Genomic DNA, 24,684 nt, shown 5'->3' with positions numbered 1-24,684 from the left:
TACCCCGGTCGTGTTCGTTCACGGTCTTTTGTGGCGCGCCGATCAAGGAATGCGACCCCCGGGCGGGTTGTGTCGGTAAGATCGCTTACCGGAAGACACTTGGTAAAAACCCAAATTTCGGTAGTCGGCTCTGGCGGAAGTCGTAGACTTAAGAGTGTTCTGAGCACGACTATGGTGTGCAAACGACTACTAAATCTTAAACTTTTGTCTGATCATAAAGCGTAAGTGTGGGGAATGCGCGTCATCACCTTTGAAGAGCCAGGCCGTGTCCGCGTCGGTCTGGAGTCGCCCGCCGAGCTCGGGCCGGGTTGCGTGCGGGTCCGCACGATCTACTCGGGCGTCTCCGCCGGCACCGAACTCACCGCCTATCGCGGCACCAATCCCTATCTCACCCGGAAGTGGGACGCGGAGCAGCGGCTGTTCCTTGAGGGACAGACGCACGCCTACCCGCTGACCGGCTGGGGCTACCAGGAGGTCGGCGAGGTGGTGGAGGCGGCGCCCGATGTCGCCGACCCACCCGTCGGCCACCTCGTCTGGGGCATCTGGGGCCACCGGGCCGAGGCGGTGGTGCCCGCCGAGAAATTGGTCGGCCACGTGCTACCGCCCGGCGCCGACCCGCTGGGCGGTGTTTTCGCCCGGGTGGGCGCGATCGCGCTCAACGCCGTGCACGCCGCCGACGTGCACCTGGGCGACCAGATCGCGATCTTCGGACAGGGCGTCATCGGCCTGCTGGCCACCCGCCTCGCCGTGCTGAGCGGTGCCCGGGTCGTGGCCGCCGACGCCATTCCGGCCCGCCTCGAGCTCTCCAGGCAGTACGGCGCGGCCGAGACGTTCGACATCTCGTCCGGCTCCGTGGCCGAGTTCATCCGCAAGCGGATCGAGGGCGCCGACACCGCCATCGAGCTGAGCGGCAGCCACCTGGGCCTGCACGAGGCGATCAGGACCGTCCGCAGGGGCGGCAGGGTCGTGGCCGGCGGCTTCTACCAGGGCGACGGCATCGGGCTCCGGCTGGGTGAGGAGTTCCACCACAACCAGGTGCAGCTCGTCTCCTCCCAGATCGGCGGTGTCGCCTCCTGGCTGTCCCAGCGCTGGGACGTCGAGCGGCTGCAGCGCACGTTCATGGAGCTCGTCCACGCGGGTGAGATCGACGTGCTCAGCCTGGTCAGCCACGTCATGCCCGTCGGCGGCGCGTCCAGGGCCTTCGACCTGATCGACAAGCACCCGTCCGAGGTGCTCCAGCTCGTCTTCGAGTTCGAAGATGCACCGATCGAGGATGCACCGAAAGAGGGGTCACTGTGAAGCTCGCCGTACAGGAGCAGCTTCTGCCCGGCCGTTCCCTGCAGGAGAAGTTCGCGTTCGCGACCGACGCCGGGTTCGACGCGATCGAGCTGCGCGGGAAGGGGGACTTCCACTTCGCCAACCGGCTCACCGAGCTCAAGCGGGCACTCGCCGACGGCGTGGTCATGCCGACGGTGTGCGTGGACATGCCGCACTTCATCGGTGACTTCGACCCCGCCAAGCGCATGGACGCGATCCAGCAGCTCAGGTCGCAGCTCACGGTCATCGCCGAGCTCGGCGGCGTCGGGGTGATGACGCCCGCCTCCTGGGGCCAGTTCTCGCGCAGGCTGCCGCCGTTCGAGCCGCCGCGCAGCGCCGCCGAGGACCGTGAGGTGCTCACCGAGGCGCTGGGGATGCTCGGCGAACACGCGCAGCGCAACGGCGTGCTGATCATGCTGGAGCCGCTCAACCGCTACGAGAACCACATGGTCAACACCCTCGCCGAGGCCGTGTCGTACTGCTCGATGGACTCCATCAGGGTCGTCGGTGACACCTATCACATGAACATCGAAGAGGACGATCCCTGCCGCTCGCTGATAGAGGCGGCGCCGTACCTCGCGCACATGCAGATCAGCGAGTCGAACAGGAACGAGCCCGGCACCGGCCACCTCGACTGGGGCGCGCAACTGGCCACGCTCGACGCCCTCGGCTACGAGGGTTATCTCGCGCTCGAATGCCGCCTGCGCGGCGAGGCCGAGATCGTCCTTCCGCAGACGGCGGCCTTCATCAGGAAGTTCCTATGATCCTCCGCGACGCCGTGCGCGTGCTGGTCGCCAACTGGGACGGCAGCTACACGGTGCCCTCCCGCCGCCTCTATCCCCACCAGTGGAGCTGGGACTCCGCCTTCATCGCGATCGGCAACGCCCGCTGGTCCCCGCGCCGGGCCAGGTCGGAGTTGCTCGCCCTGTTCGGCGCCCAGTGGCGCGACGGCAGGGTGCCGCACATCGCGTTCAACCCCAAGGTGCCCGAGGGCGACTACTTCCCCGGCCCCGAGTTCTGGGAGGCACGGGCCCCGTCCGGCTGGAAGACCTCCGGCATCGTGCAGCCGCCCGTGCACGCCCTGGCCGCCTGGCAGGTGCATCTGGCCGAGCCGAACCCGGCCTTCCTGCGCCGGATCTATCCCCGGCTGGTGGCGCAGCAGCAGTACCTGCGCACCGCGCGGCGCTCGCCCGAGGGGCTGATCTCGATCGTCCATCCGTGGGAGTCGGGCATGGACAACAGCCCGGCCTGGGACGTCCCGCTGGCCGCCGTCGAGACCGGGTCCGCCGGCGTCACGCGCAGGGACCTCACCCACGTCAGCGCCGACGAGCGGCCCACCGATCTCGACTACGAGCGCTACACCGCGCTCGCCCGCGCCTACCGCGACACCGGCTACCGCAGGCCCGGCGCGTTCTGCGTCGAGGACCCGCTGTTCAACGCCGCGTACGGCGTGGCGGAGCTGACGCTGGCGAAGATCGCGAAGGTGTGTGGCGGCGACCCTGAGCCGCACCAGCGCGAGGCCGCCGCGGTCACCGCGGCCATGGTCGAGCATCTCTACGACGACGGCCTCTTCCACCCCCGCGACGTGCTCACCGGCTGCCCGATCCGCTCCAACAGCGCCGCCGGGCTGGTGCCGCTCATGCTGCCCGACCTGCCGCGCGACATCGTCAACGCGTTGATCGGCACGGCGCTCGACCGGTTCGGGCTGAAGGACGGCGTGCTGCCCAGCTTCGCGCCCGCCGCGCCGGAGTTCGACCCGGCGCGCTACTGGCGCGGGCCGAGCTGGATCAACCTGACCTGGCTGGTCTGGCAGGGCCTGCGGCACCGCCGCCCCGACCTGGCGGCCCCGCTCGCCGACGGCATGATCAGGGCGGTCACGGAGTCCGGCTTCCGCGAGTACTTCGACCCGTTCAGCCTGCAAGGCCACGGCTGCCACGACTTCAGCTGGTCAGCCGCGCTCATCCTCGACGTGGCCGCGGAGCACGGCCTGGACGGAGTGCCTCCTGCGCGCGGCGAGATCGGCCAGGAACTGGGGGGCCTCGGCGAAGCCGACGACATCGGTGATCACGTGCTCGCGTAGCCCGTCGCCCCGCTGCCTGAGCAGCGCGATCGTCTCGTACGACAGCCGCTCCCGATCCCAGGCGTGGGCCAGCCCGCGCGGCACCCGGCCGATCTGGGCGCAGCGCAGCGAGAGGCCGTTGTGGTGGAACTCCTCGCCCAGCCGCACCTCGTCGGCGCCGTCGGTGTAGAAGGCCAGGTCGATCACCGTGCCCTGCGGTCTGATCAGCCTCAGCGCCACGGCGAGGGCGCGGGGCCTGCCGCGACACTGGAAGACCACGTCGGCGCCGCGGTCGTTGGGCGCGTGCCGCCAGCGTCGCTTCAGTTCGACGGCCGGATCCTCCTCGAAGGTCAGGACCTCGGCACCGAGCGCCTCGGCGATGTCCAGCCTGGCCGGGGTCTCGTCCACGACCACGACCTCCGCCGCGCCGTACGCGAGGGCGAAGGACGCCGTCAGCAGCCCGACCACGCCCGCGCCGACGACGGCCACCCGCCGCCCGCGTACGCCGTCACCGAGCTCCCTGACGTTGGGGCCGTGCAGGTCGGTCGCTGCGTGCAGCAGCCCGTTCGCGCAGATCGGCCCCATGTGGGCGACGAAGACGCCGAGCATCGGGTCGAGGTCGCCGGGCAGCTCCACGAACCGGTCGGTCATCGGATCGGCCACGTAGCCGGTGCGGTGCCCATAGGCCATCGCGACCAGCGCGCCTTCGCGCACGGCCCTTGTACGCGTCTCCACTACCCTGCCCACCTGCATGTATCCGATGCCGCGCACCGGATAACCGATCGACGGGGTGCCCTCGGTGAACAGCCCGAGCGCCGGATCCCAGGTCGCCGACAGATAGGGGTTGCTGCCTTTGACATAGGTCAGCTCGGTGCCCGCCGAGATCCCGCTGTACGCGGTGGCCACCTGGAACCCGCCGTCGGGCACGGCTGGAAGCTTCTCCTCGACCAGCGTGATCACGCCAGGCGCCTCGATGCTCAGCACCTCACACATCGGGTGTGCTCACCGGCCTTCCTTCCGCCGCGGACCGCGCGAGGGCGAGCGCCAGCCGGTGGGTCTTCAGCGCCTCCCGGTACGGCACGCGTACATCGGCCTCCTTGCCCTGTACGGCGTCGATGAAGGTCCGGTCCACCCGCACCTTCGCCGCCCCGCCGTCCTGGACGGTGGTCTCGCCGTCCACCAGCAGCCGGTCCTCGCTCAGGTCGAGCGAGACGCCCTCGGCGTGCACCTCCAGCCCCGCCCGGTGCTTGCGCGCGAGCAGGCTGGTCGCGGCGAGCATGCCGGCGGCGCCGCCCGCGAACCGCAGCACCGCCGCCGTGGCCCGATCGACCTCTCCGTCCGTGGCGTTCTCCGCCGGCACGGCGTGCACCATCGTCACCTCGCCCACCAGAACCCTGGCCAGGTCGAGGACGTGGACGGCCTGCTCGACCAGCTGGCCGCCCGACATTTCAGGCTTCAGCCACCAGCCGACCGGGGGCACCTTGTCCAGCCAGTGGCCCAGTGCCAGTCGTACCGGACGGTTGGCCAGCACCTCGCGGGCCTGGTCGACGATGTCCAGGTAGCGCCAATGGTGGCCGACCGCAGAGGGCAGGCCCCGGCGGTCGATTTCGGTGGCGATCTTTTCCGCAGTGGACAGGTCAAGCGAAAGCGGCTTTTCTACAAAAAACGGGAGATTGCACGATAGAACATCCTGTTCCGGGTTACCGTGCGCGAAAGGAGGCACGCAGATATAGACCGCGTCCAAACCGCCGGCGTCCAGAAGATCGGTATGGCTACCGTAGGCAGGGCAGCCGTGCCGCTCGGCCAGAGCCCCGGATCTTCGGGGATCTGTGTCGGCGATTCCCACGATCGTCACGTCGGAGAAACCGGACAGCACGTCCGCGTGACGAGCAGCAACATTTCCGGCACCGATGATGCCGATCCGAGTAGTAGTGGGGAACACAGTCCGGCTTATCCCACATTTACGTGGAATGAAACAAAACATGTTCGAAGGTGCATTGACGGGGCAGATGTCGGCGACCTGACCAGAAAAGATCGGGGCTAACCGCATGGAGACAGATCTGCGCGCATTGGCCAAGGTCCAGGAGTGGTACGGGCCGCACTCGAGCGTCGCAGCCGAGTGGCCGGTCGACGCCCTCCTCTTGGCCAAGGGACGGGCCACGGTAAGCGTTATCTTGCCTGCCCGTGACGAAGAGCGGACCGTTGGCGACATCGTCGCCGTGATCCGTCGCGATCTCATCGAGCGGGCGCCGCTCGTGGACGAGATCATCGTGGTGGATTCGAACTCCACCGACACGACCGCCGCCCGCGCGGCCGCGGCCGGGGCCCGGGTGGTGGCGCAGGACGCCGTGCTCGCGCATCTGCCGCCGCTGACCGGCAAGGGCGAGGCGCTGTGGAAGGGGCTGGCCGCCTCCGGCGGGGAGCTGATCGTGTTCGTGGACGCGGACCTGCGTAATTTCAGCGCGCACTTCGTCTCCGGGCTGCTCGGACCGCTGCTCGTCGACCAGCGGATCCAGTTCGTCAAGGCCGCCTACGAGCGGCCCTTCACCGGCGCTGACGGGGTGTTGTCGCGCGGCGGGGGCGGACGGGTCACCGAGCTGGTCGCGCGGCCGCTGCTCAACATGTTCTGGCCGGAGCTGGCGGGATTCGTCCAGCCGCTCGGCGGGGAGTATGCCGCCCGCCGCGAAGCGCTGGAAAAGGTGCCGTTCGTCACCGAGTACGGGGTGGAGTTCGGGCTGCTGGTGGACCTGCTGGAGCTGGTCGGGCTGGACGCGATGGCCCAGGTGGACCTGGGCGTCCGGGTGCACGGGCACCAGGCCATGCCCGCGCTGGGCCGGATGGCCGGGCAGATCATGCTCACCGCCTGGTCACGGCTGGAGCGCCAGGGCCGCGTGCTGTCCGCCATTCCCCCCGAACACCGGCTGCTGCAGTTCGGGCTCGACGGGCAGGCCGACCTGGTGGACATGGCCGTGGCGGAGCGCCCGCCACTGGCGTCCCTGGCCATCGAGGACGTGGCATGAACATCCTGGTGAACGCCGGACCGTGGCTGCCGGTGCCGCCTCCGGGCTACGGCGGAATCGAGAACGTGGTGGCCACGCTGGTCCCGGCCCTGCGCGAGCGCGGGGTGCGGGTGGTCCTGGCCTCCGTCGGATCGAGCACGCTCGAGGTGGACGAGCTGATCAGCGTCTTCGACGAAGGCCAGTTCGCCGAGCTGCAGAAGCCGTACAACCAGGTCATGGGCCTCGCCCACGCGCACCAGGCCCGCGTGGCGCTCGAACTCGGCCGCCGCGACGACCTCGACCTCGTCCACGATCACCTGGAGGTCGTCGGCCCGGCCGTGCTGTCGGCGCTCGGCGGGCTGCCCGTCCTGCACACCCTGCACTGGGACCTGCGTAAGCACGCCGCCTTCTACGGAGCGTTCCCGCGGTCGATCGCGGTCAACGGCGTCTCGGACTCCCAGCTCGCCCGCGCACCCGCCGCGCTGCGGGCCGCCTCGCTCGGCGCCATCCACCTGGCCACCCCGCTCGCCGACCGCGACCTGCGTACCGAACGGGGCGAGCACTTCATCGCGATGGGCCGGATCTGCGGGCTCAAGGGCACGCACGTGGCCGCCAGGATCTGCCAGAAGCTCGGGCTCCCGCTGGTCCTCGCGGGCCCGGTGAGCGGCCTGAACACCCCCGCCGAGCTGGAGGCCATCGCCCAGGACCCGGACCATCCGCTGAACGGCCACCCCGACGTCCGCTACCACCTGCACGCGGTCACCCCCTATCTCGACGGCGACCTGGTCAGCTGGGTCGGCTCGGTGGGGGGCGAGACCCGCGACGAGCTCTACGCCTCGGCCCGCGCCGCCCTGTTCCCCATCCAGTGGGACGAGCCCGGCGGCACGGCCGTCGTCGAGGCCCTCGCCCTGGGGGTGCCGCCGATCGGGCTGCGCCGCGGGTGCTTGCCCGAGATCATCGACCACGGCCGGACCGGGTTCCTCGCCGACACCGAGGAGGAACTGGCCGAGTGGATGCTGCGGGTGGACGAGCTCGATCCCGAGGAGTGCCGCCGGGAGGCTCGTCGCCGCTTCTCGCCGGCCGTCATGGCCGACCGCTACCTGGAGTTGTACGGGGAGGTCAGGAGAACCCGCGCGGCAGCACGGTGACGGGACAGGACGAGGCCCGCAGCACCTTCATCGCCAGCTCCCCGAGGAACACCCGGTGCGGCTGCGCGTCCTCACTGGCCGCGCAGATCAGCAACTCGCCGGGCAGCCATTCGAGCGTCTCCAGCGCCGTGGTCACGTCGTGCCCTTCGGCGATCTCCGCCTCCGCCTCGATCCCGGTCGACTCCCAGGCCAGCCGTACGGCCAGCGCCAGGTCGTCCCCGAGCCGGCCCGGATCCTCCGTACGCAGGTCGAGCGTGATCAGCCGGAGCGGCACGCCGAGCCTGAGCGCGGCCTGCGCGACCCGCTCAACGGCCTCGTCGCACTGCGGGCGGTGGACGTAGGCGAGCGTGAGCCGGGAGGGCTCGTCCGGCGGCTGGTAGCCGGCGGGCACCAGCATCACCGCCTCGGTCGACAGGTGGAGCAGGTGGTCGGAGGTCGCCCCGATCGAGATACGGCCGTTCTGGCCGCCGTCCGCCGAGCCGACCACGATCAGATCGGCCCTGATCCGGCTGGCCAGCACCGACAGCCCACGCCCCGGACCCCTGCTCTCGAACGCCATGTACTCGGCCGGCGCCGCGCCCAGCTCCTCCGCCGCGTGCGCCAGGTTGGCCTGCGCCTCGACCGCCTGCCCCGGGCTGCCCGGCGGGTAGATCGCGGCCACCGTGAGCTCGCCGCCGGTGATCCGCGAGATCGCGGCGCCCAGGGCGAGAGCGTCGCGTCCCCCTGACTCGCCGGTGTAGCCGACGATCACGTGCTCTCCGATCACGACTGCCTCCCTACCCGATCTCACCTGGGAATACGCGGAGCCTGCCCGGTCCTCTCCGTGGACCCTTGGACTTTCGGCCGAGGCGCCGGGCGTTGATCGTTCGTAAGGTTGTGTCCATTACCCGTACATGGATTGGACATGTGTTGTACCGCGACATCGTCGACTTCGCTCTCACCACGCCCGCGTGGCTGCACACTCTCGCCGAGGTGGGCACGGACGCCGGGCTGTTCGTCTTCGCTGCGCTGTTCGCGCTGTGCTGGTGGCGGGCGCGCAACGCGCCGGCACGCGACCTGGCGATCTCGATCGCCGGGCCGGCGGGTGTGGTGTGCGCGTACGTTCTCAGCGAGGTCGTGAAGACGTTCGTCCAGGAGGAGCGGCCGTGCCGGGGCGGGATCGCGACGATCGCCGAATGCCCGCCGCCGAGCGACTGGTCGTTCCCGAGCAACCACTCCGTCATCGCCGCCGGCGCCGCCGGGGCGCTCATCCTGGCCTGGCGCGCCCTGGCCTGGGTGGTGCTCCCGCTGGCGGCGGTCATGGCGTTCTCGCGGGTGTTCGTCGGCGTGCACTATCCGCATGACGTCGCCGCGGGCCTCCTGATCGGCCTGGTGCTGGCCCCGCTCTGCACGCTGCTGCTGGTGGGGGCCGTCACACCGATGGTACGGCTGGCGCGAAGCCGTCTGTCGCCGCAACGAGCCGGCTGACGATGCCCGGCTCGGTGGCGGCGTGCCCGGCGTCGTCCACCACCTCGAACCGCGCCTCCGGCCACGCCTTGTGCAGGTCCCAGGCGGTGGACATGGGTGTGCACACGTCGTGGCGGCCCTGCACGATGACGCCCGGGATATGGCGGATCCGGTCCACGTTCTTGATCAGCTGCTCGGGCTCGAACCAGCCCAGGTGCGTGAAGTAGTGGTTCTCGATCCGCGCGAACGCCAGCGCCATCTTCGCCTCGCCGAACTCCTCGACCAGCTCGGGATCGGGCCGCAGCGTGACCGTGCGGCCCTCCCACATCGCCCACGCCCTGGCCGCGGCCAGCCGCGCCTCGGGATCGTCCCCCTCCAGCCGGGCACGGAAGGCGGCGATCAGATCACCGCGCTCCTCGACGGGGATCGGCGCGAGGAACGACTCCCATGCGTCCGGGAAGAGGTGGGAAGTGCCCTCCTGGTAGAACCAGTGGAGTTCGCCGGGGCGGAGGGTGAAGATACCGCGCAGTACCAGTTCGGTGGTCCTGTCCGGATGTGTCTGCGCGTACGCAAGGGCCAGGCTGCTGCCCCACGACCCGCCGAACACCTGCCACCTGTCGATGCCCAGGTGCTCGCGCAGCCGTTCCATGTCGGCGACCAGATGCCAGGTGGTGTTGGCCTCCAGCGAGGTGCCCGGATCGCTGGCATGCGGCAGGCTCCGACCGCAGTTGCGCTGGTCGAACAGGACGATGCGATACAGCTCGGGGTTCCACTGGCGGCGATGCCCCGTGCCGCAGCCACCGCCTGGACCGCCGTGGAGCATGACCGCGGGCTTGCCGTCCGGGTTACCGCAGACCTCCCAGTAGATCTGGTTGCCGTCGCCCACGTCGAGCAGGCCCGAGTCGTAGGGCTCGATGGGCGGGTACAGGTCTCTCATTTGGTGCATCTTTCCCCCCTCTGTCATCGATCATGGAGAACGTATGGTGGGCGTATGGAGCTGGTAACGATCGACGATATCCGTGCGGCGGCCGAGCGCATCAAGCCGGTCGTGGTGCGGACCCCGCTGGTGCCCATGGGAGAGGTCTGGGTCAAGCCGGAGAGCCTGCAACGGGTGGGATCGTTCAAGATCCGCGGCGCCTACAACGCCGTCGCCGAGCTGCGGCCCGACGGGGTCGTCACCCACTCGTCCGGCAATCACGGCCAGGCGCTGGCGTACGCGGCCAAGCAGTTCGGCGTGCCGTGCGTCGTCGTGGTGCCCGAGGGGACGCCCGAGGTCAAGGCGGCGGCGATCAGGGGACACGGCGCCGAGCTGGTCGTCGTACCGCCCGATCAGCGGATCGTCGCGGCCCTGAAGCTGGCCGAGGAGCGGGAGCTGACCATGGTTCCGCCGTACGACCATCCGGCGGTGATCGCCGGTCAGGGCACGATCGGCCTGGAGATCGTGACGGATCTGCCCGACGTCGAGGTAGTGGTGGTACCGGTCAGCGGGGGCGGCCTCGCCTCGGGCATCGCCGCGGCCGTCAAGGCGCTGAAGCCGGACGTCACCGTGCTGGGCGTCGAACCGGAGCTCGCGGCCGACGCGGCCGAGGGCCTGGCGGCGGGCCGGCCGGTCAGCTGGGAGCCGGCCAGGACCTTCCGTACGATCGCCGACGGGTTGCGGGCCGATCTGTCCGAGCTGACGTTCGCGCACCTGCGGGAGCACCTCGACGGCATCGTCACCGTGTCGGAGGACGAGATCCGCCACGCCATGCGCCACCTGGCCCGCTCGGCCCGCCTGGTGGCGGAGCCGAGCGGAGCGGTCACGACGGCGGCCTACCTGTCGGGCCGCGTCCCCGAGGGCCGGACGGTGCTGGTGCTGTCGGGCGGCAACGTCAACCCGGACCTGTTCCGCGAGGTCCTCTGATCGGCTAAGCGGTCCAGTCGTGGCGGGCGAGGAACGACCGGTCGCCGGTGGCGTATTCGTGGAAGGCCCGCTGGACCTCCGCCAGTTCGGCCACCATCGTCCGCGCCAGCGCCTCTTCCTTGTACTCCAGCTCGTAGCCGGGGGAGACCTGGATGAAGTGCCGCCCGAAGTTCACCAGTGTGACGAACGGGTTCTGCGGCGACATGGTGGCCAGCACGTCATGCACCAGCCCGAGGTCCGGATCGTGCACGATCATGCCGTCGCCGGTGTGGAGCTGCATGCCCTCATAGACGCCGAGCGGCGTCACATTGTGCACGAGATCGCGCTGCGGGTCGTAGCAGACGAGCCCGTGAGCCCGCGCGACGGTGAACACCTGGGCCGACATCTCGTCCATCGTGTCGAGGTCCATCGTCACCAGCACATGTCCGGGATAGACCGTGACCAGGCCGGGCAGCTCCTTGGCCACCTCCGGCACGTCGCCCACGACGGGTTCGCTCTTCTTGACCGCGAGGTAGGCGGCCCGCGCCTGATCCCTGCTGATCGGCGCGGACTCGGCCCAGACCATCAACTCAACGCTCACCCGTTCATCTTGTCGGATAGCGCCGCACTTGGTGGCACTCACCCCCGGACAAGCGGGAACGCCCATCTTCATGACCGCGTCTAGCGCGGCTTCTCGGACTCCGGAATGAGTTCCACCGTGCACTGGGCGCATCGGCGCGCCTCGATGGGGACCTCACTCAGACATTCCGGGCACTGCCTGGTCGTCGCGGCCTTGCCCTTTTCGAACAGGCTGATCAGCCGGGTCATCGGCATCACGATCAGCCAGTAGACCACCGCCGCGATGATCACGAAGGTGAGGAGGTGGTTGAGGAAGTCGCCGTACTTGAACTGGCTCCCGTTGACGGTGAACGAGTAGTCGGCGAAGTTCGGCTGCCTCCCGCCGGTGATCGCCCCGATCAGCGGTGTGACCAGGTCGGAGACCAGCGCCTGCACCAGGCCGCTGAAGGTCGCGCCGATGATCACCGCGACCGCCAGCTCGACGATGTTGCCACGTAACAGGAAGTTCTTGAATCCGCCCATGGCATCGGTAAGTAGCCGGGCAAGGAACGGTCAAACCTTGTGGCTAGATGATGTCGAAGGTTCCGGCTTTGATGCCGTCTCGGAAGCCTTCCCAGTCTTGCCGGGTCAACGACAGATGCGCTCCCGCGGAGTCTGTGCCGACTCGGAGGAGAACTCTGTCGGCTTGCTTCGCTACCTCCACGCAATTGCCGTTGTTGCACGAGTGCCAGGTCAGATCGCGCGGAGCCTGGGGGGAACTCATGCGGTACCTCGCAGGGGGTCGGCGGCAGGGCATAGTGCTCCGTCATGGTAACCCGGCATCTCGCCCGTACTGGGAGCGATGGGGCGGATGTCACGCAAGGGGCAGGCGGCCTCCGCCTGCCCCCGCACGTCTTCGAGCGCTACTCCTTGATGCTCCCGATGAAGCTGGCCCACTCTTCAGGAGAGAACTGCAGGATGTCGCCCCCAGCCACCTTGGTGTCGCGGACGGCGATTCGACCGTTCGGAAGCTCCGCCACGGCGACACAACTGCCGTTGTTGCAGCGGGAAGAGACCCGCCACTTAGGCTCCAGCTGAGGATGCGAGGTCATTGTCACTCTCCTGCTTGGGAATGGCGGGTCTCCTAGCCGGAGCGCGCCATGCTGGTTACGACGTGGGCCTTCGCATGCGAAGAGGACAGGGCGCGCGTGAAGCTCAGGCCTAGTCCGATATGCTATGCACTTGCCGCTGGCATTTGCGCGCGCTTAGCTAAATCGTTTTCAACCTTTGTGAGCCGCTGGGGGGCTTCTCCAGGAAGAACTTGCCCGGCAAGCGAGACAAGGTGGACAGCGTCGGCCACGCTGGCATTCGTGCTGAACGAAGGATCATGAACGCGCTGCCGGATCCCCCGTGAGCGCCGATGGTGTAGGGCCGACCTGAACGGTGACGTCTGGCAGTGGCTGCGGATCCGTGTGTTCAGGCTGCTGACCCCTCACACGCGCATTGCCCGCGCTGGACCAGGGCGACACCAACCAGTACCGCCACCATCTGCGTGGTCATCATGGGCAGACCGCTCTACGGATATTCATCTGCCGCGACGAAATCTTCGGCTAGTCTGAGCGCGAATACCGAGAAACGGTGCCCCGATCCTCTTGCAAGGTCGAACCGGGGCTCCGCTCTGCCCAGAGGGCTTAGATAGCGGGCGAAGCTATCTGAGCCCTCTCATCTTGAGGAGACAATCCAAGAGGAGTAACAGGAACTGCAGAAGCAGCACCCTCTCCTCCCTGTCCGGCTCCTCTCCGAGGCTGCTCAATTGAGCTCTCCAACCTTGGACCCGGTTCAGGACACCTTGTGGGGTTGATCCTGGTCCAGTCGATCAACCCCTAGGACGTTGACCGGCGCGTGGTTAGAGCGTTGCGCAACCTCTGCCCCGCACGGTAAACCGCGGCTTGCACTTACCGCTGTAATTTCCGCGCGCTTGATGAGGCGTTTTCAACCCCTCTGAGCCGCGAAGACGTCACGCTGCTCCAATATCCGTTTCCGGGAGTCCCCAGGGTCGAGTGCTGTGGCGCGAAGATGGTTCAGCACCTCCTCGAAGCGATCGAGCTGGCTGGGTTTCTCCAGGAAGATCTGGCCGGCGAGGGTGTCGAAGTAGACGGTGTTGGCCACCCCGGCACTGGGGGCGAACCTCAGCAGCATAAACGCGCTGTCGAATCCCATGTGAGCGCCGATGCTGTAGGGGACGACCTGAACGGTGACATGCGGCAGGTGGCTTAGCTCGGCGAGCTGGGTCAGCTGCGCCGCCATGATCGGTCGGCCGCCGACGTGGCGGTGCAGCGCGGATTCGTCGAGCAGGACCCAGTAGCGCGGGGGCGACGGTTTGTGGAGGGTCTCCTGGCGCTTCATGCGGACCGCCACGCGTTCATCGAGTACGTCGGCCGCGATGCGCGGCAGGAAGCCCTGGATCACAGCCCTGGCGTAGTCTTCGGTCTGGAGCAGCCCCGGAATCGTGGTGGTCTCATACTCGGCGATCTCTACGGCCTCGGTCTCCAACCCGATGAGCGGCCGGAAGCCCACGTCCTCCGAATCCTGCCACCAGCTCAGCTGTTGCGCCTCGCGGGCGAGCGTCATCAGCTCGGTCGGGTCGGCGACCTCGTAGAGTCGGCACAGGTCGCGGACGTCGCGCAGGCTGGCCCGTCGCTGGGCCGTCTCGATGCGGCTGACCTTGGCCGGGGAGCAGAGCAGTTGCTCGGCGACCTCGGCGATGCTCAGGCCGGCCTCAGCGCGCATTTCGCGTAGTCGCTTCGCCAGTTGCCGCTGGCGCAGGGTGGGGTTGGCCATCATCCCTCATCCAACTGGGCGGCGCGGTCGGAGATCGCCACGCGCGGAGATTCGATGATCTCGCGGAAGCGGGGCGATTGCCCACCCTCCAGAGGGAAATGGGCTCTCTGTTATCCGGTATCCGGAAATGTCGGATTCGCTGATCATCGCCGATCACCTCTTCGTGACGCCGTGCCGAGATCCTATGCCCAGGTGATTGCCTGTGGCATGTGAGTAAGGCAAACGTCACTGACACGTTCCTATGGCAATTGCCATAGGCATGCGCATTTCGGGTAAACAACCACCGAGAAGAAGAAGGAGGACGTGATGCCCGTAGGAGGACCCACCCGGTCCCGGAGCTCGGCTTCGACCGGCGCAGGGACCAGGACACGAAGCTGGACCGGTGTAGCCGCACCGGCCCAGCTGAAGAACGACCATCCCCCACTGCCAGAGCAGAAGGACGATCCACCATGGATGTTAGCAACATAACCAGAAAATCGACCGTTCGTAATCCCGTCCGTCGCCTTGTGGCCGGCCTGCTCGAAGTCCTCGACGCCTGGGCTTTCGCCGAGCTGGACGCCAGGGCCAGAGAGCGGGGCTGGCAGGTACGCCGGCCGGCCCCGCTCATGAGGGTCTATCGCGCCCCCGAGTTCGACACCTACGTACGCTGTGCCGCCTGCGAGGGCGAAGGCGTCACCAGGCGGGGTCTGTGCCGCGCCTGCCTGGGGTTGGGCAGAGTGCGGCGATGAACCGCCCGCTCCTGGATGAGCTGAACCGTGCCACCACCCCCATATCACGGCCGAATCCCCTGGTCGTGCTCTGGCGGTGGCGGTATGAGGTCGCGACGGTCGTCTGTCTGCCACTCCTCGCCTACCTGATCGTCAGCTCGTTCGGTCCCATCTCCCTGGCGGCGGTCGCTGTGCCCGCCGTGGTTGTCCTCTGGCCGTCCGCGCGGTCAGGGGCGTGGGGGCGGATCCGGTGCGTGGTCACCGCGCACCGGATCCGTGTCGGCCTCGTCGAGGCGTACGTCGTCAACAGGCGGGGCAAGATCCCGGTCATCGTGTGGTGCGCGCCGGCTCCGTTCGGGGAGCGGGTCTGGGTTTGGTGCCGGGCTGGGACCACGCCTTCGGCCATCGAGCAGGGGCGGGAGGTCATCGCGGCCGCCTGCTGGGCGACCGAGGTGGTCGTCCGGCCGCGCGCGGGCAGTCCGCACTGGGTGCTGCTCGACGTCATCCGGCAGGGGCGTTCCGTACGAACCCTGCCTGAGGAGCCTCGGTCCGCCAGAGGCATGCTGTGAACTCGGGCCGCCTCTGATACCGCGCCGTCAGAGGTGGCCCGTCGGCAAAAAGCGTGCAAAGCCGTCTTATGGGAAGGACCTGTTGATCCGCCGGGCCGGGCGGCTCCTTCGAGGCTGGGCTTGTCCGGCGAAGCGAGGGAACGGAACATGGGAAAGACGGCAAGGGAGCCTCGATGATCGAAATCTGGCCGGGAGACCCCTATCCTCTCGGGGCGACCTATGACGGGGCGGGCACCAACTTCTCCCTCTATACGGAGGCCGCCGACAAGGTTGAGCTCTGCCTGTTCTCCGAGGACAACGCGGAGTCCAGGGTTCCGCTCGCCGAGGTGGACGGGTTCATCTGGCACGGCTACCTGCCGGGCATCGGGCCGGGTCAGCGCTACGGCTACCGCGTCCACGGGCCCTACGAGCCGGCGCAGGGGTTGCGGTGCAATCCGGCCAAGCTGCTGCTCGACCCGTACGCGATGGCGATCGAGGGTGGTGTCACCTGGAACGAGGCGGTGTACGGCTACCCTTTCGGGCAGCCCGACGCGCGTAATGATGCCGACTCGGCGCCCTATATGCCGCGCTCGATCGTGATAAATCCGTTCTTCGGGTGGGGGCACGACAGGCCGCCCGCGACGCCGTACCACGACACGGTGATCTACGAGGCGCACGTGCGCGGCCTGACCATCAGTAACCCGAAGATCCCCGAGCACATACGCGGCACCTACGCGGCACTCGGTCACCCGGAGATCATCGATCACCTCACCAAGCTCGGCGTGACGGCGATCGAACTGATGCCCGTCCACCAGTACGTCACCGACGACATCCTGGAGCAGCGCGGGCTGTCCAACTACTGGGGCTACAACTCGATCGGCTTCTTCGCGCCGCACAACCGCTACTCCAGCCAGGGGCAGCGGGGCGGCCAGGTGCTGGAGTTCAAGGCCATGGTGCGGGCGCTGCACGAGGCGGGGATCGAGGTCATCCTCGACGTCGTCTACAACCACACGGCCGAGGGGAACCATCTCGGCCCGACGCTGTCGTTCCGGGGCATCGACAATCCCGACTACTACCGGCTGGTCGACGGCGACAAGCGTTACTACCTGGACACCACGGGCACCGGCAACAGCCTGCTCATGCGTTCGCCCCACGTACTCCAGATGATCATGGATTCGCTCCGCTACTGGGTCATCGAGATGCACGTCGACGGGTTCCGCTTCGACCTGGCCTCGACCCTGGCCAGGGAACTGCACGAGGTCGACCGGCTGAGCTCCTTCTTCGACCTGGTCCAGCAGGACCCGGTGCTGTCGCAGATCAAGCTCATCGCCGAGCCGTGGGACCTGGGGCCGGGCGGTTACCAGGTCGGCAACTTCCCGTCGCGATGGACGGAGTGGAACGGCCGCTACCGTGACACCATCCGCGACCTGTGGCGGGGGCAGCCCGCGACGCTGCCCGAATTCGGCTCCAGGTTCACCGGCTCCAGCGACCTCTACCTGGACGACAGCCGCCGTCCCGCCGCCTCGATCAACTTCGTCACCTGCCACGACGGCTTCACCCTGCAGGACCTGGTCTCGTACGACGGCAAGCACAACGAGGCCAACAAGGAGGGCAACCGCGACGGCACCGACGACAACCGGTCCTGGAACTGCGGTGCGGAGGGTCCGGCGGGCCCGGCCATCGAGTCGCTGCGCGAGCAGCAGAAGCGCAACTTCCTGACCACGCTCTTCCTGTCGCAGGGCGTGCCGATGCTCTCCCATGGCGACGAACTGGGCCGTACCCAGGATGGCAACAACAACGGCTACTGCCAGGACAACGAGCTGACCTGGGTCGACTGGTCCGACGTCAGGGAGAACTGGCTGCTGCTGGAGTTCACGCAGCGCCTGGCCGCACTGCGTAAGAAGCATCCGGTGTTCCGGCGCAGACGCTTCTTCTACGGCAAGCCGGTGCGCGGCCTGAGCGACATCGCGTGGCTCACACCGACGGGGGAGGAAATGACGGACGACGACTGGAATGTCGGATACGCCAAGTCGCTGGCCGTCTTCCTCAACGGCGAGGCGATCACCGAGCCCGACAGGCGCGGCCGGCCGATCAGGGATGACTCGTTCCTGCTGCTGTTCAACGCCCACAACGAGACGATCCAGTTCACGATCCCGAAGGACTATGGCGAGATGTGGCAGACCGAGATCGACACCGCCATGCCGATCTTCCTGGAAGTCCGGATGTGCCGAGCGGGGGAAGGGATCGCGGTGCCTGGTCGCAGCGTACGGGTGCTCCGGCGTGTCTAGGCCGGTGTCGACCTATCGGGTCCAGCTGACGCCCGACTTCGGGTTCGCCCAGGTGGGGGAGATCGCCGGTTATCTGCGGGATCTGGGCGTCAGCCACGTCTACCTGTCGCCGATCCTCCAGGCGACGCCCGGCTCGCTGCATGGCTACGACGTCACGGACCACTCCCGGATCCGGGAGGAGTTCGGCGGCGCCAAGGGGTTCCGCGAGATGGCCGAGCTGCTGGCCGCGCAGGATCTCGGCATCGTCCTCGACATCGTGCCCAACCACATGAACACCACGAACGCCCAGTTCTGGTCCGTGCTGGCCGAAGGCCCGGACTCGCCGTACGCCCGCTGGTTCGACATCGACTGGGACGGCGGGAAGGTGGCGCTGCCGGTGCTCGGCGATGACGTCGAGCCGGTGGTCGACGGCGACGTGCTGCGCTACCACGAGCACGTGTTCCCCCACCCCGGGCACTACCGGCTGGTCGACTGGCGTCAGGGGCCGGGCTACCGGCGCTTCTTCGACGTCTCGTCGCTCATCGGGCTGCGCGTCGAGGACCCGGAGGTGCTCTTCGCCACCCATGAGGTGATCTTCTGGCTGCTCGACGAGGGCCTGGTCGACGGGCTGCGCGTCGACCATCCGGACGGGCTGGCCGATCCGCGCGGCTACCTCGAACGGCTGCGTGCCAGGTCCGGCGGCGCCTGGACGGTCGTGGAGAAGATCCTCATCGGCGAGGAACGGCTGCCCGAGGACTGGGCCTGCGAGGGCACCACCGGCTACGAGGTCCTGAACCGGATCAACGGCCTGTTCGTCGATCCGGCCGGCGAGGCGCCGCTGGTCGAGCTGTTCACCCGGCTGACCGGTCAGCCGGCCGACTTCCGGCCGGTGGTGGCCGAGGCCAAGCGCGAGGTGATCGAGCTGTTCTTCGGCGCCGAGATCCGCCGCCTGGCCCGCGCCGCCGGCTGCGAACCCGCCGCGGTCGCCGAGCTGCTCGCCGCGATGCCGGTGTACCGGGCGTACATGACGCCGGGCGAGCCGCCCCCGCCCGAATCGGTGGAGATCGTCGAACGGGCCGCCGCCGAATGCTCGCCCGCCGTGCAGCCGTTCGTTCAGCAGGTCCTGTATGGCCCGGCCGACGTGATCACCCGGTTCCAGCAGACCTGCGGCCCGGTCATGGCCAAGGGGGTCGAGGACACCGCGCTGTACCGGTGGTTCCCCCTGTCGTGCCTGAACGAGGTCGGCGGCGATCCGGACCTGTTCGGCGTCCCGGTGGCGGAGTTCCACGCGTTCTGCCGTGAGCTGCGGCCGCACACGATGACCACGCTGTCCACCCACGACACCAAGCGGTCGGAGGACGTACGCGCCCGGCTGTCCGTGCTGTCGGAGCTGCCCGGCGAGTGGGCCCAGGCGGTGTCCGAATGGTCGGCGGCCGTGAGCTTCGACCCGCGGCTCGACTACCTGGCCTGGCAGAACCTCATGGCGGCCTGGCCGATCTCCGCCGAGCGGTTCGCGGAATACCTGCTCAAGGCGGCTCGGGAGGCGAAGACCGCCATCTCCTGGGTCAAGCCGGATCAGGGGTACGAGCAGCGGCTGCGCGACTTCGCGGCCGCGGCGGTGAAGCTGCCGGTGGGCGAGTTCACCGAGCGCGTCGACGCCTTCGCCATGGCCAACTCGCTCGGGGCCAAGCTCGTCCAGTTGATGATGCCGGGGGTGCCGGACGTCTACCAGGGCAATGAGCTGACCGATTTCTCCCTGGTCGATCCGGACAACCGGCGCCCCGTGACGTTCGGGCGGTCGCCGATGTCCCGCTGGGACGCGGCCAAGCTCGCCGTGACGACCCAGGCGCTGCGGCTGCGCCGCCGGCTCGACCCCGCCGCACCGTACACGCCGATCCTGGCCGACGGAGAGGCGGCGGAGCACGCGATCGCCTTCGCCCGCGGCGACGACCCGCCGCAGGCGGTCGCGGTCGCCACGCGGCTCCCCGTCCGGCTGGCCCGCCGAGCGCAAGCCGAGGATGTACGCGTCGGAGAGCGGGAGATGTGCCTCGGCTGGGGCGGCACCACGCTGACCCTGCCCGCCGGCACCTGGCGCGAACTGCTCACCGGCGGCCTCTACACGGGCCGCATCCCCCTTGCTCACCTGCTCGCCCGATACCCTGTCGCGCTGCTGGAGAGACATGATCTTTGAGGTGTGGGCACCGAACGCCGCGACCGTGGAGGTCGACGTCTTCGACGGCCGCCGGGCGATGAGCGCCGGCGAGGGCGGCTGGTGGTCGGCCGACGTGCCCGAGGCCGGGCACGGGACCCTTTACCGGTACGTACTCGACGGCGAAGGCCCCTACCCCGACCCCCGCTCCCGACGCCAGCCCGACGGCGTCTTCGGGCCCAGCGCCGTCTACGACCACGCGCACTACACGTGGGCCGACCACGAGTGGACCGGCCGTGACCTGCGCGGCGCGGTGGTCTACGAGCTGCACATCGGCACGTTCACCCAGACCGGCACCTTCGAGGCGGCCATCGAGAAGCTGCCGCACCTCGTCGAGCTGTCCGTCGACTTCGTGGAGGTCATGCCGGTGGCCCCGGTGCCCGGCGGGCGCAACTGGGGCTACGACGGGGTGGATCTGTACGCGGTCAACGAGACGTACGGCGGCCCTGACGGGCTCAAGTCGTTCGTCGACGCCTGCCACCGCGCCGGCATCGGCGTCATCCTCGACGTCGTCTACAACCACCTGGGACCATCCGGGAACTTCCTGCACCCGTTCGGACCCTATTTCGCCGGATTCGAGGGCAGCTACTGGGGCGAGGCGGTGAATCTCGACGGGCCGGGGTCCGATGAGGTGCGCCGCTACTTCATCGAGAACGCGGTGCAGTGGCTGCGTGACTACCACATCGACGGGCTGCGGCTCGACGCCGTGCACGCGCTGCACGACAGGCGGGCCACGCACCTGCTGGCCGAGCTGTCCGACCAGGTGGACGCGCTGTCCTGCGCGGTGGGCAGGCCGCTGTCGCTCATCGCCGAGTCCGACCTGAACGACCCCCGCATGGTCCGCTCCCGCGACGCGGGCGGGCTGGGCATGACCGCGCAGTGGAACGACGACGTCCACCACGCCTTGCACTGCGCGGTGAGTGGCGAGAGCCACGGCTACTACGCCGACTTCACCAACCTGTCCACCCTGGCCAAGGCGCTGACCTGCGGTGTCGTGCACGACGGCGGCTGGTCGAGCTTCCGCGGCCGCACGCACGGCGCGTCGTTCGCTGGCGTGCCCGGTCACCGGCTGGTCGCCTGCCTGCAGAACCACGACCAGATCGGCAACCGGCCGCTGGGCGACAGGCTGCCGGTCTCCGCGCTCAAACTCGGCGCCGGGCTGCTGCTGACCTCGCCGTTCACTCCGATGCTGTTCATGGGGGAGGAGTGGGGGGCCGGTACGCCGTTCCTGTTCTTCTCCGACCACGTCGATGCGCAGCTGCGGGAGAGTGAGGGCGGGCGTCGGGAGCGGGAGTTCGACGGGTTCGGGTACGCGTGGGACGCGCCTGATCCGTCGCGGGTGGAGACGTTCGTGCGGTCCAAGCTTGATTGGGATGAGGTGAAGCAGGAGGTTCACTGGTCGTTGCTCTGCTGGTATCGGGACCTGATCGCGCTGCGTAAGGCGCTGCCTGAGCTGTCTGATCCGCGGTTCGATGGGGTTCGGGTGGAGTTCGATCCGGTGGGGAAGTGGCTGGTCATGTGGCGGGGGTCGCTGTGCGTCACCGTCAATTTCGGGGAGGACTCTGTGACTTTGCCGGTTTCTGTGGGGGCTGTTCTGTTGGCCTCTGATGAGCCGGTCGCTGCTGGTGAGGATGGTGTCTGGCTGCCGGGGCAGACGTTGGCGATCTTCAGATCGGCGCCCTGACCGGTACCTTTGTCCCCGGTACCTTTGTCCACAGCCCTGAGCCGGCGGCCGAGGGTTATCCCCAGAATGTCGTTCGCCTCCGCGTACCTGCCTTCCGGTCGCCGATCCTGAGTGCCTCACCGCACTCTGGAGGCCTTCGTGAAGATCACTCTCCCCTTGTTTGACCGGCTGACGTCCCACTTCATCGTCCCTGTCGAGCGGGTCCCCTTCGACATCGAGTCGTTCGTGCCATGGCGGGTCGGCAGGCCGTACAGACGGGCGGTGAGCGCGGCCCTGGGCAGTCCGCTCCTCACTGTCACCCATCACCGGACCCCTTGGCGACCGGCCGGCGTGACGCTGGCGGTCGAGGAGCGTCACCTGCTCCGCCGGGCCCAGCAGCACGTCATGATCTCCTCCACAGCGCCCCCGCACGCACTGCCCACCAGCACCCAGGTGGCCCGCGCCGCGGCCCGCGCGGTCGCCCAGGAGTGCGGCGGCCTGGTCATCGACCCACTGACCGGCATCACCCTCCTCACCTGCGAGCGAGACACCGATGACCCCACCGCTTCTTCACGGCCACACAGCTCGGGCGGCTTCCATTCGGCCGCCTCGGGATCGCCTTCCGGGCCGGTTGGTCGTCGTCGGCGACGAGAAGCCCCGACCCCATTCGGGGGGTCTGGTGCAGCCAGTTTTCGTGCAGTTGGCGAGCCCGCCGGTTTGCGGACCGCTGACGAGCCAGCCGGCTTCGGGACAGCTGATGAGTCGACTGGCTTGCGGACTGCTGGTGAGCCGCCCGCTGTCCGGACGGCGGGCGAACCGTCCGGATTCCGGACCGCAGGCGGGCCATATGGCTTCCGGACTGGGGGCGAGCCATCCGGCTTCCGGCTGGCCGATGATTGGCTGGGCTGGGACGTGCAAGTGCACGGGGACGCCACCTGCCCGCCGTGGGACCCGGCCGACACCGGCGCCTGCGACTGCCTCCGCGTCACGTCCAGGGGGCTGAGTCGCTTCGGCCTGCCCGAGATCACACTCGACGGCGCGGCTTGCGCCCACAGTCTGTGCGCCACGCGCGTGCTCCGCAGAGTGGCCGACCACCTCGTCACCGATCACCTGGCCTTCGTCGCGACCCACCCGGATGCCACCGAGCGCGTGATCGACGACCACCAGCGAATAGAAGCCGCAGCGGGCCATGGCGGCTCACCGTTCGCCGTCCACCTCACCCCCTGCGACGCCGACCCGTCCGGCCACGGCCGCATCGGCCGCATCGGCCGGCTCAAGGTCGGTCCGTCTCCCGGCGCCGGCCAGCTCGCCTACCTCAAAGCCGGTCCACCCCCCGCCATGGACCAGGCCGCCTCTCCCAAAGCCGGTCCACCCCCTGGCACAGCTCCTGTCACTCACCTCAAGGTGGGCCCGCCATCGGATTTCACCGGCTCGCTCAACGACTGGCTGTGCGCCACCCAGCGCACCACCCACGACATGCCGATGGTCGTCGGCTGTAACTTGACGGACCCGTCGCCAGCCCTCGTGGCATAACCGGCCACAGCCTTCCAAGGAGGAACCCACATGCTCACCGTTCGTAGAACCATGTGGACGCTACGCTTTCGAAGACGTTGACCTTGACCTGCTCTCTGCCCTGAAGGACGGAGATTCCCGTGCCGCTTTCGCGGCAGCTCATGCCGCTTGTGCGGCGCGTGCTGTGGGACGGGGTGCTTGACGCTTCACCGACCCGGATGGGTCTCCACGCCCTGGGACGACCAGCCCGGCCGCCCGATATCTGGCCAACGTGTTCTTCGCCCCGACGATGTCGGCGTGCTCGGCGTGCCCGCAGGCGGTGCAGGAGAAGACCGCTTGGCTCTCGCGGCTCTTGTCATCCACCTTCCCGCAGGCAGGTGCCGGGCACGTTTGCGACGTGTACGGGGCCGGGACCTTCGCGACGACGGTCCCGGTGTAGCGGGCCTTGCTCCGCAGGGCGGTCTCCAGGCCGTACCAGCCCTTGTCCAGGATCGCCTTGTTCAAGGCGGATTTGGCCGCCGCCCCATTGCGCAGGTATCGGCCCACCTGGTCGGGGTCGGGCCTGGGCCGCACGGCGATGGTCATAGCGCCGATGTCGAGGTTCTCCAGGACCACGACGCCGTAGCGGCGGGTGAGCCGGTGCGCGGTCTGCGCGTGGAAATCCGCGCGACGCCACCGGACGCGGCGCATGATGGCGCCCATCGCCGCGACGACCTGTCGACGCCGCCGGGAGCCCTTCTTCGAGCGGGCAAGCCGCCGCTGGAGCCGCAGATAGCGTTCCGCCTCGCCCGGAGCGAGGAACCCGGGATCGGCCTGCCTGTCCTGTTTGCGCTCAGGAGGCGGCACCAGGCTGGACACGCTGCCGGTCCCGGCGTGGCGGCGGTCGAAGAACTCCCCGTCGGAGGTGACCACGGCCGTGACCACACCCCGGTCCACCCCGGCGTGCGCGCCGGGATGGATGTGATGTTCCACCTGAGCCAGGCCGTCCTCCACCAGGAACGAGATGAACCAATGCCGGCCGTCACGGGAGACGGTCGCGGACTTCACCACCCCACCCAGCGGGCGCGACATCCGGAACCTCACCCACCCGAATTTCGGCAGGAACACCCGGCTCCACCCGCGGTTGATCCGCTCGACGGGGGTGTGGTTCGCGGTGGGGAACCGAAACGACGGCTTCCACTTCGTCCGCGACTTCCAACCGACCTTCCACGTGCCGTGCTTGCGGCACGCCTGGTCCAGGTCCTTCAACGTCTGCTGGATGACCTGAGCGGGGGCGTCGGCGAGCCAGTCGCAGTACGGATCCTTCTTCGCCTCGGCGAGCTGCGCGCACTGCTCCTCGTAGCTGAGGTACACGCCTCGCCGCCGGTATTCGCGGCGCTGTTCGAGGCCGGTGTTCCACACGCTGCGGCAGATCCCGCCCAGCCGCTCGGCGAACACCCGCTGCCCGAAGTCGAACTCCAGCCGGTACTTGCGGCCCGCCAACACGAGGGAACACCCCCTTCTCCGTGCGGCACTCACCTCTCCTCGA

The 24,684-nt window shown here is 68.6% G+C and carries 23 protein-coding genes and 1 pseudogene; 13 read left to right on the top strand and 11 right to left on the bottom strand.

All coding sequences use genetic code 11. The features are described 5' to 3' along the window. Window positions 1-234 precede the first annotated feature (234 nt). The 3 genes and pseudogenes from ACGFNP_RS19305 to ACGFNP_RS19295 form a co-directional block, all read left to right on the top strand. Window positions 235-1,299, top strand: a complete 1,065-nt coding sequence (locus ACGFNP_RS19305; RefSeq protein WP_358316905.1) for a zinc-binding dehydrogenase — start codon at window positions 235-237, stop codon at window positions 1,297-1,299. Beyond that, a complete protein-coding gene (locus tag ACGFNP_RS19300; protein WP_358316908.1) occupies window positions 1,296-2,081 on the top strand; it encodes a sugar phosphate isomerase/epimerase family protein in 786 nt (261 codons plus the stop codon). Before ACGFNP_RS19305 ends, ACGFNP_RS19300 begins: the two co-directional genes overlap by 4 nt. Further along, a pseudogene (locus ACGFNP_RS19295) lies at window positions 2,012-3,256 on the top strand (hypothetical protein); the annotation flags it as partial. The gene ACGFNP_RS19300 and the pseudogene ACGFNP_RS19295, both read left to right, overlap by 70 nt. Before the next feature lie 9 nt (window positions 3,257-3,265). Here the strand turns inward: ACGFNP_RS19295 and ACGFNP_RS19290 are convergent. Together ACGFNP_RS19290 and ACGFNP_RS19285 are read right to left on the bottom strand one after the other, a co-directional pair. Next, complete coding sequence (locus ACGFNP_RS19290; RefSeq protein ID WP_393320173.1) at window positions 3,266-4,369, bottom strand: zinc-binding alcohol dehydrogenase; 1,104 nt, start codon at window positions 4,367-4,369, stop codon at window positions 3,266-3,268. After that, window positions 4,362-5,426 carry a Gfo/Idh/MocA family protein gene (locus ACGFNP_RS19285; RefSeq protein WP_393320170.1) on the bottom strand — a complete coding sequence of 355 codons (1,065 nt, stop codon included), beginning with the start codon at window positions 5,424-5,426 and terminating at the stop codon, window positions 4,362-4,364. Before ACGFNP_RS19285 ends, ACGFNP_RS19290 begins: the two co-directional genes overlap by 8 nt. Here ACGFNP_RS19285 and ACGFNP_RS19280 point away from each other — a divergent pair. Both ACGFNP_RS19280 and ACGFNP_RS19275 read left to right on the top strand, forming a co-directional pair. Continuing rightward, window positions 5,425-6,396, top strand: coding sequence for a glucosyl-3-phosphoglycerate synthase (locus tag ACGFNP_RS19280; protein WP_393320168.1), 972 nt, complete (start codon window positions 5,425-5,427; stop codon window positions 6,394-6,396). The genes ACGFNP_RS19285 and ACGFNP_RS19280 overlap by 2 nt on opposite strands. Beyond that, window positions 6,393-7,523, top strand: coding sequence for a glycosyltransferase (locus tag ACGFNP_RS19275; RefSeq protein ID WP_358316920.1), 1,131 nt, complete (start codon window positions 6,393-6,395; stop codon window positions 7,521-7,523). Before ACGFNP_RS19280 ends, ACGFNP_RS19275 begins: the two co-directional genes overlap by 4 nt. Here ACGFNP_RS19275 and ACGFNP_RS19270 read toward each other — a convergent pair. Beyond that, complete coding sequence (locus tag ACGFNP_RS19270; RefSeq protein ID WP_358316923.1) at window positions 7,495-8,289, bottom strand: universal stress protein; 795 nt, start codon at window positions 8,287-8,289, stop codon at window positions 7,495-7,497. The genes ACGFNP_RS19275 and ACGFNP_RS19270 overlap by 29 nt on opposite strands. Before the next feature lie 140 nt (window positions 8,290-8,429). Between ACGFNP_RS19270 and ACGFNP_RS19265 the strand changes: the two genes are divergently transcribed. Then, window positions 8,430-8,990 carry a phosphatase PAP2 family protein gene (locus ACGFNP_RS19265; RefSeq protein WP_358316925.1) on the top strand — a complete coding sequence of 187 codons (561 nt, stop codon included), beginning with the start codon at window positions 8,430-8,432 and terminating at the stop codon, window positions 8,988-8,990. On the opposite strand, the gene pip is transcribed toward ACGFNP_RS19265, so the two are convergent. Next, window positions 8,935-9,906 (bottom strand): prolyl aminopeptidase, encoded by a 972-nt coding sequence (pip, locus tag ACGFNP_RS19260; protein WP_358316928.1) that lies wholly within the window; start codon window positions 9,904-9,906, stop codon window positions 8,935-8,937. The two genes, ACGFNP_RS19265 and pip, sit on opposite strands and share 56 nt — an antisense overlap. 54 nt (window positions 9,907-9,960) lie before the next feature. Here pip and ACGFNP_RS19255 point away from each other — a divergent pair, with 54 nt between their 5' ends. Beyond that, window positions 9,961-10,872 carry a threonine/serine dehydratase gene (locus ACGFNP_RS19255; RefSeq protein ID WP_393320163.1) on the top strand — a complete coding sequence of 304 codons (912 nt, stop codon included), beginning with the start codon at window positions 9,961-9,963 and terminating at the stop codon, window positions 10,870-10,872. 4 nt (window positions 10,873-10,876) lie between these two features. Here the strand turns inward: ACGFNP_RS19255 and ACGFNP_RS19250 are convergent, their stop codons facing one another. The 5 genes from ACGFNP_RS19250 to ACGFNP_RS19230 form a co-directional block, all read right to left on the bottom strand. Beyond that, window positions 10,877-11,452, bottom strand: a complete 576-nt coding sequence (locus tag ACGFNP_RS19250) for a hypothetical protein (RefSeq protein ID WP_358316934.1) — start codon at window positions 11,450-11,452, stop codon at window positions 10,877-10,879. Window positions 11,453-11,532: 80 nt separating this feature from the next. Then, window positions 11,533-11,952: a large conductance mechanosensitive channel protein MscL gene (gene mscL / locus ACGFNP_RS19245; protein WP_358316937.1), complete on the bottom strand. Its 420-nt coding sequence runs from the start codon at window positions 11,950-11,952 to the stop codon at window positions 11,533-11,535. A gap of 43 nt (window positions 11,953-11,995) precedes the next feature. Further along, window positions 11,996-12,193: a DUF397 domain-containing protein gene (locus ACGFNP_RS19240; protein WP_219526865.1), complete on the bottom strand. Its 198-nt coding sequence runs from the start codon at window positions 12,191-12,193 to the stop codon at window positions 11,996-11,998. A 139-nt stretch (window positions 12,194-12,332) separates the two neighbouring features. After that, a complete protein-coding gene (locus tag ACGFNP_RS19235; RefSeq protein ID WP_358316943.1) occupies window positions 12,333-12,521 on the bottom strand; it encodes a DUF397 domain-containing protein in 189 nt (62 codons plus the stop codon). An 880-nt stretch (window positions 12,522-13,401) separates the two neighbouring features. Further along, the gene (locus tag ACGFNP_RS19230) at window positions 13,402-14,250 is read right to left on the bottom strand and encodes a helix-turn-helix transcriptional regulator (RefSeq protein WP_358316946.1); all 849 of its coding nucleotides are present in this window, start codon (window positions 14,248-14,250) and stop codon (window positions 13,402-13,404) included. 449 nt (window positions 14,251-14,699) lie between these two features. On the opposite strand from ACGFNP_RS19230, the gene ACGFNP_RS19225 reads away from it, so the two are divergent. The 5 genes from ACGFNP_RS19225 to treZ all read left to right on the top strand — a co-directional run bounded on the left by ACGFNP_RS19225 (window position 14,700) and on the right by treZ (window position 21,665). Next, window positions 14,700-14,978 carry a hypothetical protein gene (locus ACGFNP_RS19225; RefSeq protein ID WP_393320158.1) on the top strand — a complete coding sequence of 93 codons (279 nt, stop codon included), beginning with the start codon at window positions 14,700-14,702 and terminating at the stop codon, window positions 14,976-14,978. Next, window positions 14,975-15,526, top strand: coding sequence for a hypothetical protein (locus ACGFNP_RS19220; RefSeq protein ID WP_358316952.1), 552 nt, complete (start codon window positions 14,975-14,977; stop codon window positions 15,524-15,526). The genes ACGFNP_RS19225 and ACGFNP_RS19220 overlap by 4 nt, the downstream gene beginning before the upstream one ends. A gap of 173 nt (window positions 15,527-15,699) precedes the next feature. Beyond that, window positions 15,700-17,793, top strand: coding sequence for a glycogen debranching protein GlgX (gene glgX, locus ACGFNP_RS19215; protein ID WP_358316955.1), 2,094 nt, complete (start codon window positions 15,700-15,702; stop codon window positions 17,791-17,793). Then, window positions 17,786-19,963, top strand: coding sequence for a malto-oligosyltrehalose synthase (gene treY, locus ACGFNP_RS19210; protein WP_393320153.1), 2,178 nt, complete (start codon window positions 17,786-17,788; stop codon window positions 19,961-19,963). Before glgX ends, treY begins: the two co-directional genes overlap by 8 nt. Next, window positions 19,953-21,665 (top strand): malto-oligosyltrehalose trehalohydrolase, encoded by a 1,713-nt coding sequence (gene treZ / locus ACGFNP_RS19205; RefSeq protein WP_358316961.1) that lies wholly within the window; start codon window positions 19,953-19,955, stop codon window positions 21,663-21,665. The genes treY and treZ overlap by 11 nt, the downstream gene beginning before the upstream one ends. A gap of 353 nt (window positions 21,666-22,018) precedes the next feature. Here the strand turns inward: treZ and ACGFNP_RS19200 are convergent, their stop codons facing one another. Beyond that, window positions 22,019-22,168, bottom strand: a complete 150-nt coding sequence (locus ACGFNP_RS19200; protein ID WP_393320150.1) for a hypothetical protein — start codon at window positions 22,166-22,168, stop codon at window positions 22,019-22,021. Window positions 22,169-22,562: 394 nt separating this feature from the next. On the opposite strand from ACGFNP_RS19200, the gene ACGFNP_RS19195 reads away from it, so the two are divergent. Continuing rightward, window positions 22,563-23,177, top strand: a complete 615-nt coding sequence (locus ACGFNP_RS19195) for a hypothetical protein (protein WP_393320147.1) — start codon at window positions 22,563-22,565, stop codon at window positions 23,175-23,177. 138 nt (window positions 23,178-23,315) lie between these two features. Here ACGFNP_RS19195 and ACGFNP_RS19190 read toward each other — a convergent pair whose 3' ends face one another. Next, window positions 23,316-24,641, bottom strand: a complete 1,326-nt coding sequence (locus ACGFNP_RS19190) for an RNA-guided endonuclease InsQ/TnpB family protein (protein ID WP_393320144.1) — start codon at window positions 24,639-24,641, stop codon at window positions 23,316-23,318. Between the last annotated feature and the right edge of the window lie 43 nt (window positions 24,642-24,684).

The sequence above is a fragment of the Nonomuraea sp. NPDC049269 genome (assembly GCF_043197155.1).
GTDB lineage: Bacteria > Actinomycetota > Actinomycetes > Streptosporangiales > Streptosporangiaceae > Nonomuraea.
Note: the sequence above shows the minus strand (reverse complement) of the source record. Positions and strands in the feature narration are given on the sequence as shown.

Excerpts from the sequence above, each read along its gene's own strand:
- ACGFNP_RS19305 (WP_358316905.1), top strand. The coding sequence starts at position 235 with ATGCGCGTCATCACCTTTGAAGAGCCAGGCCGTGTCCGCGTCGGTCTG.
- ACGFNP_RS19290 (WP_393320173.1), bottom strand. The coding sequence starts at position 4,369 with ATGTGTGAGGTGCTGAGCATCGAGGCGCCTGGCGTGATCACGCTGGTC.
- ACGFNP_RS19280 (WP_393320168.1), top strand. The coding sequence starts at position 5,425 with ATGGAGACAGATCTGCGCGCATTGGCCAAGGTCCAGGAGTGGTACGGG.
- ACGFNP_RS19285 (WP_393320170.1), bottom strand. The coding sequence starts at position 5,426 with ATGCGGTTAGCCCCGATCTTTTCTGGTCAGGTCGCCGACATCTGCCCC.
- ACGFNP_RS19275 (WP_358316920.1), top strand. The coding sequence starts at position 6,393 with ATGAACATCCTGGTGAACGCCGGACCGTGGCTGCCGGTGCCGCCTCCG.
- pip (WP_358316928.1), bottom strand. The coding sequence starts at position 9,906 with ATGAGAGACCTGTACCCGCCCATCGAGCCCTACGACTCGGGCCTGCTC.
- ACGFNP_RS19255 (WP_393320163.1), top strand. The coding sequence starts at position 9,961 with ATGGAGCTGGTAACGATCGACGATATCCGTGCGGCGGCCGAGCGCATC.
- mscL (WP_358316937.1), bottom strand. The coding sequence starts at position 11,952 with ATGGGCGGATTCAAGAACTTCCTGTTACGTGGCAACATCGTCGAGCTG.
- ACGFNP_RS19240 (WP_219526865.1), bottom strand. The coding sequence starts at position 12,193 with ATGAGTTCCCCCCAGGCTCCGCGCGATCTGACCTGGCACTCGTGCAAC.
- ACGFNP_RS19235 (WP_358316943.1), bottom strand. The coding sequence starts at position 12,521 with ATGACCTCGCATCCTCAGCTGGAGCCTAAGTGGCGGGTCTCTTCCCGC.
- ACGFNP_RS19230 (WP_358316946.1), bottom strand. The coding sequence starts at position 14,250 with ATGGCCAACCCCACCCTGCGCCAGCGGCAACTGGCGAAGCGACTACGC.
- ACGFNP_RS19225 (WP_393320158.1), top strand. The coding sequence starts at position 14,700 with ATGGATGTTAGCAACATAACCAGAAAATCGACCGTTCGTAATCCCGTC.
- ACGFNP_RS19220 (WP_358316952.1), top strand. The coding sequence starts at position 14,975 with ATGAACCGCCCGCTCCTGGATGAGCTGAACCGTGCCACCACCCCCATA.
- glgX (WP_358316955.1), top strand. The coding sequence starts at position 15,700 with ATGATCGAAATCTGGCCGGGAGACCCCTATCCTCTCGGGGCGACCTAT.
- treZ (WP_358316961.1), top strand. The coding sequence starts at position 19,953 with ATGATCTTTGAGGTGTGGGCACCGAACGCCGCGACCGTGGAGGTCGAC.
- ACGFNP_RS19200 (WP_393320150.1), bottom strand. The coding sequence starts at position 22,168 with ATGCCGGTCAGTGGGTCGATGACCAGGCCGCCGCACTCCTGGGCGACC.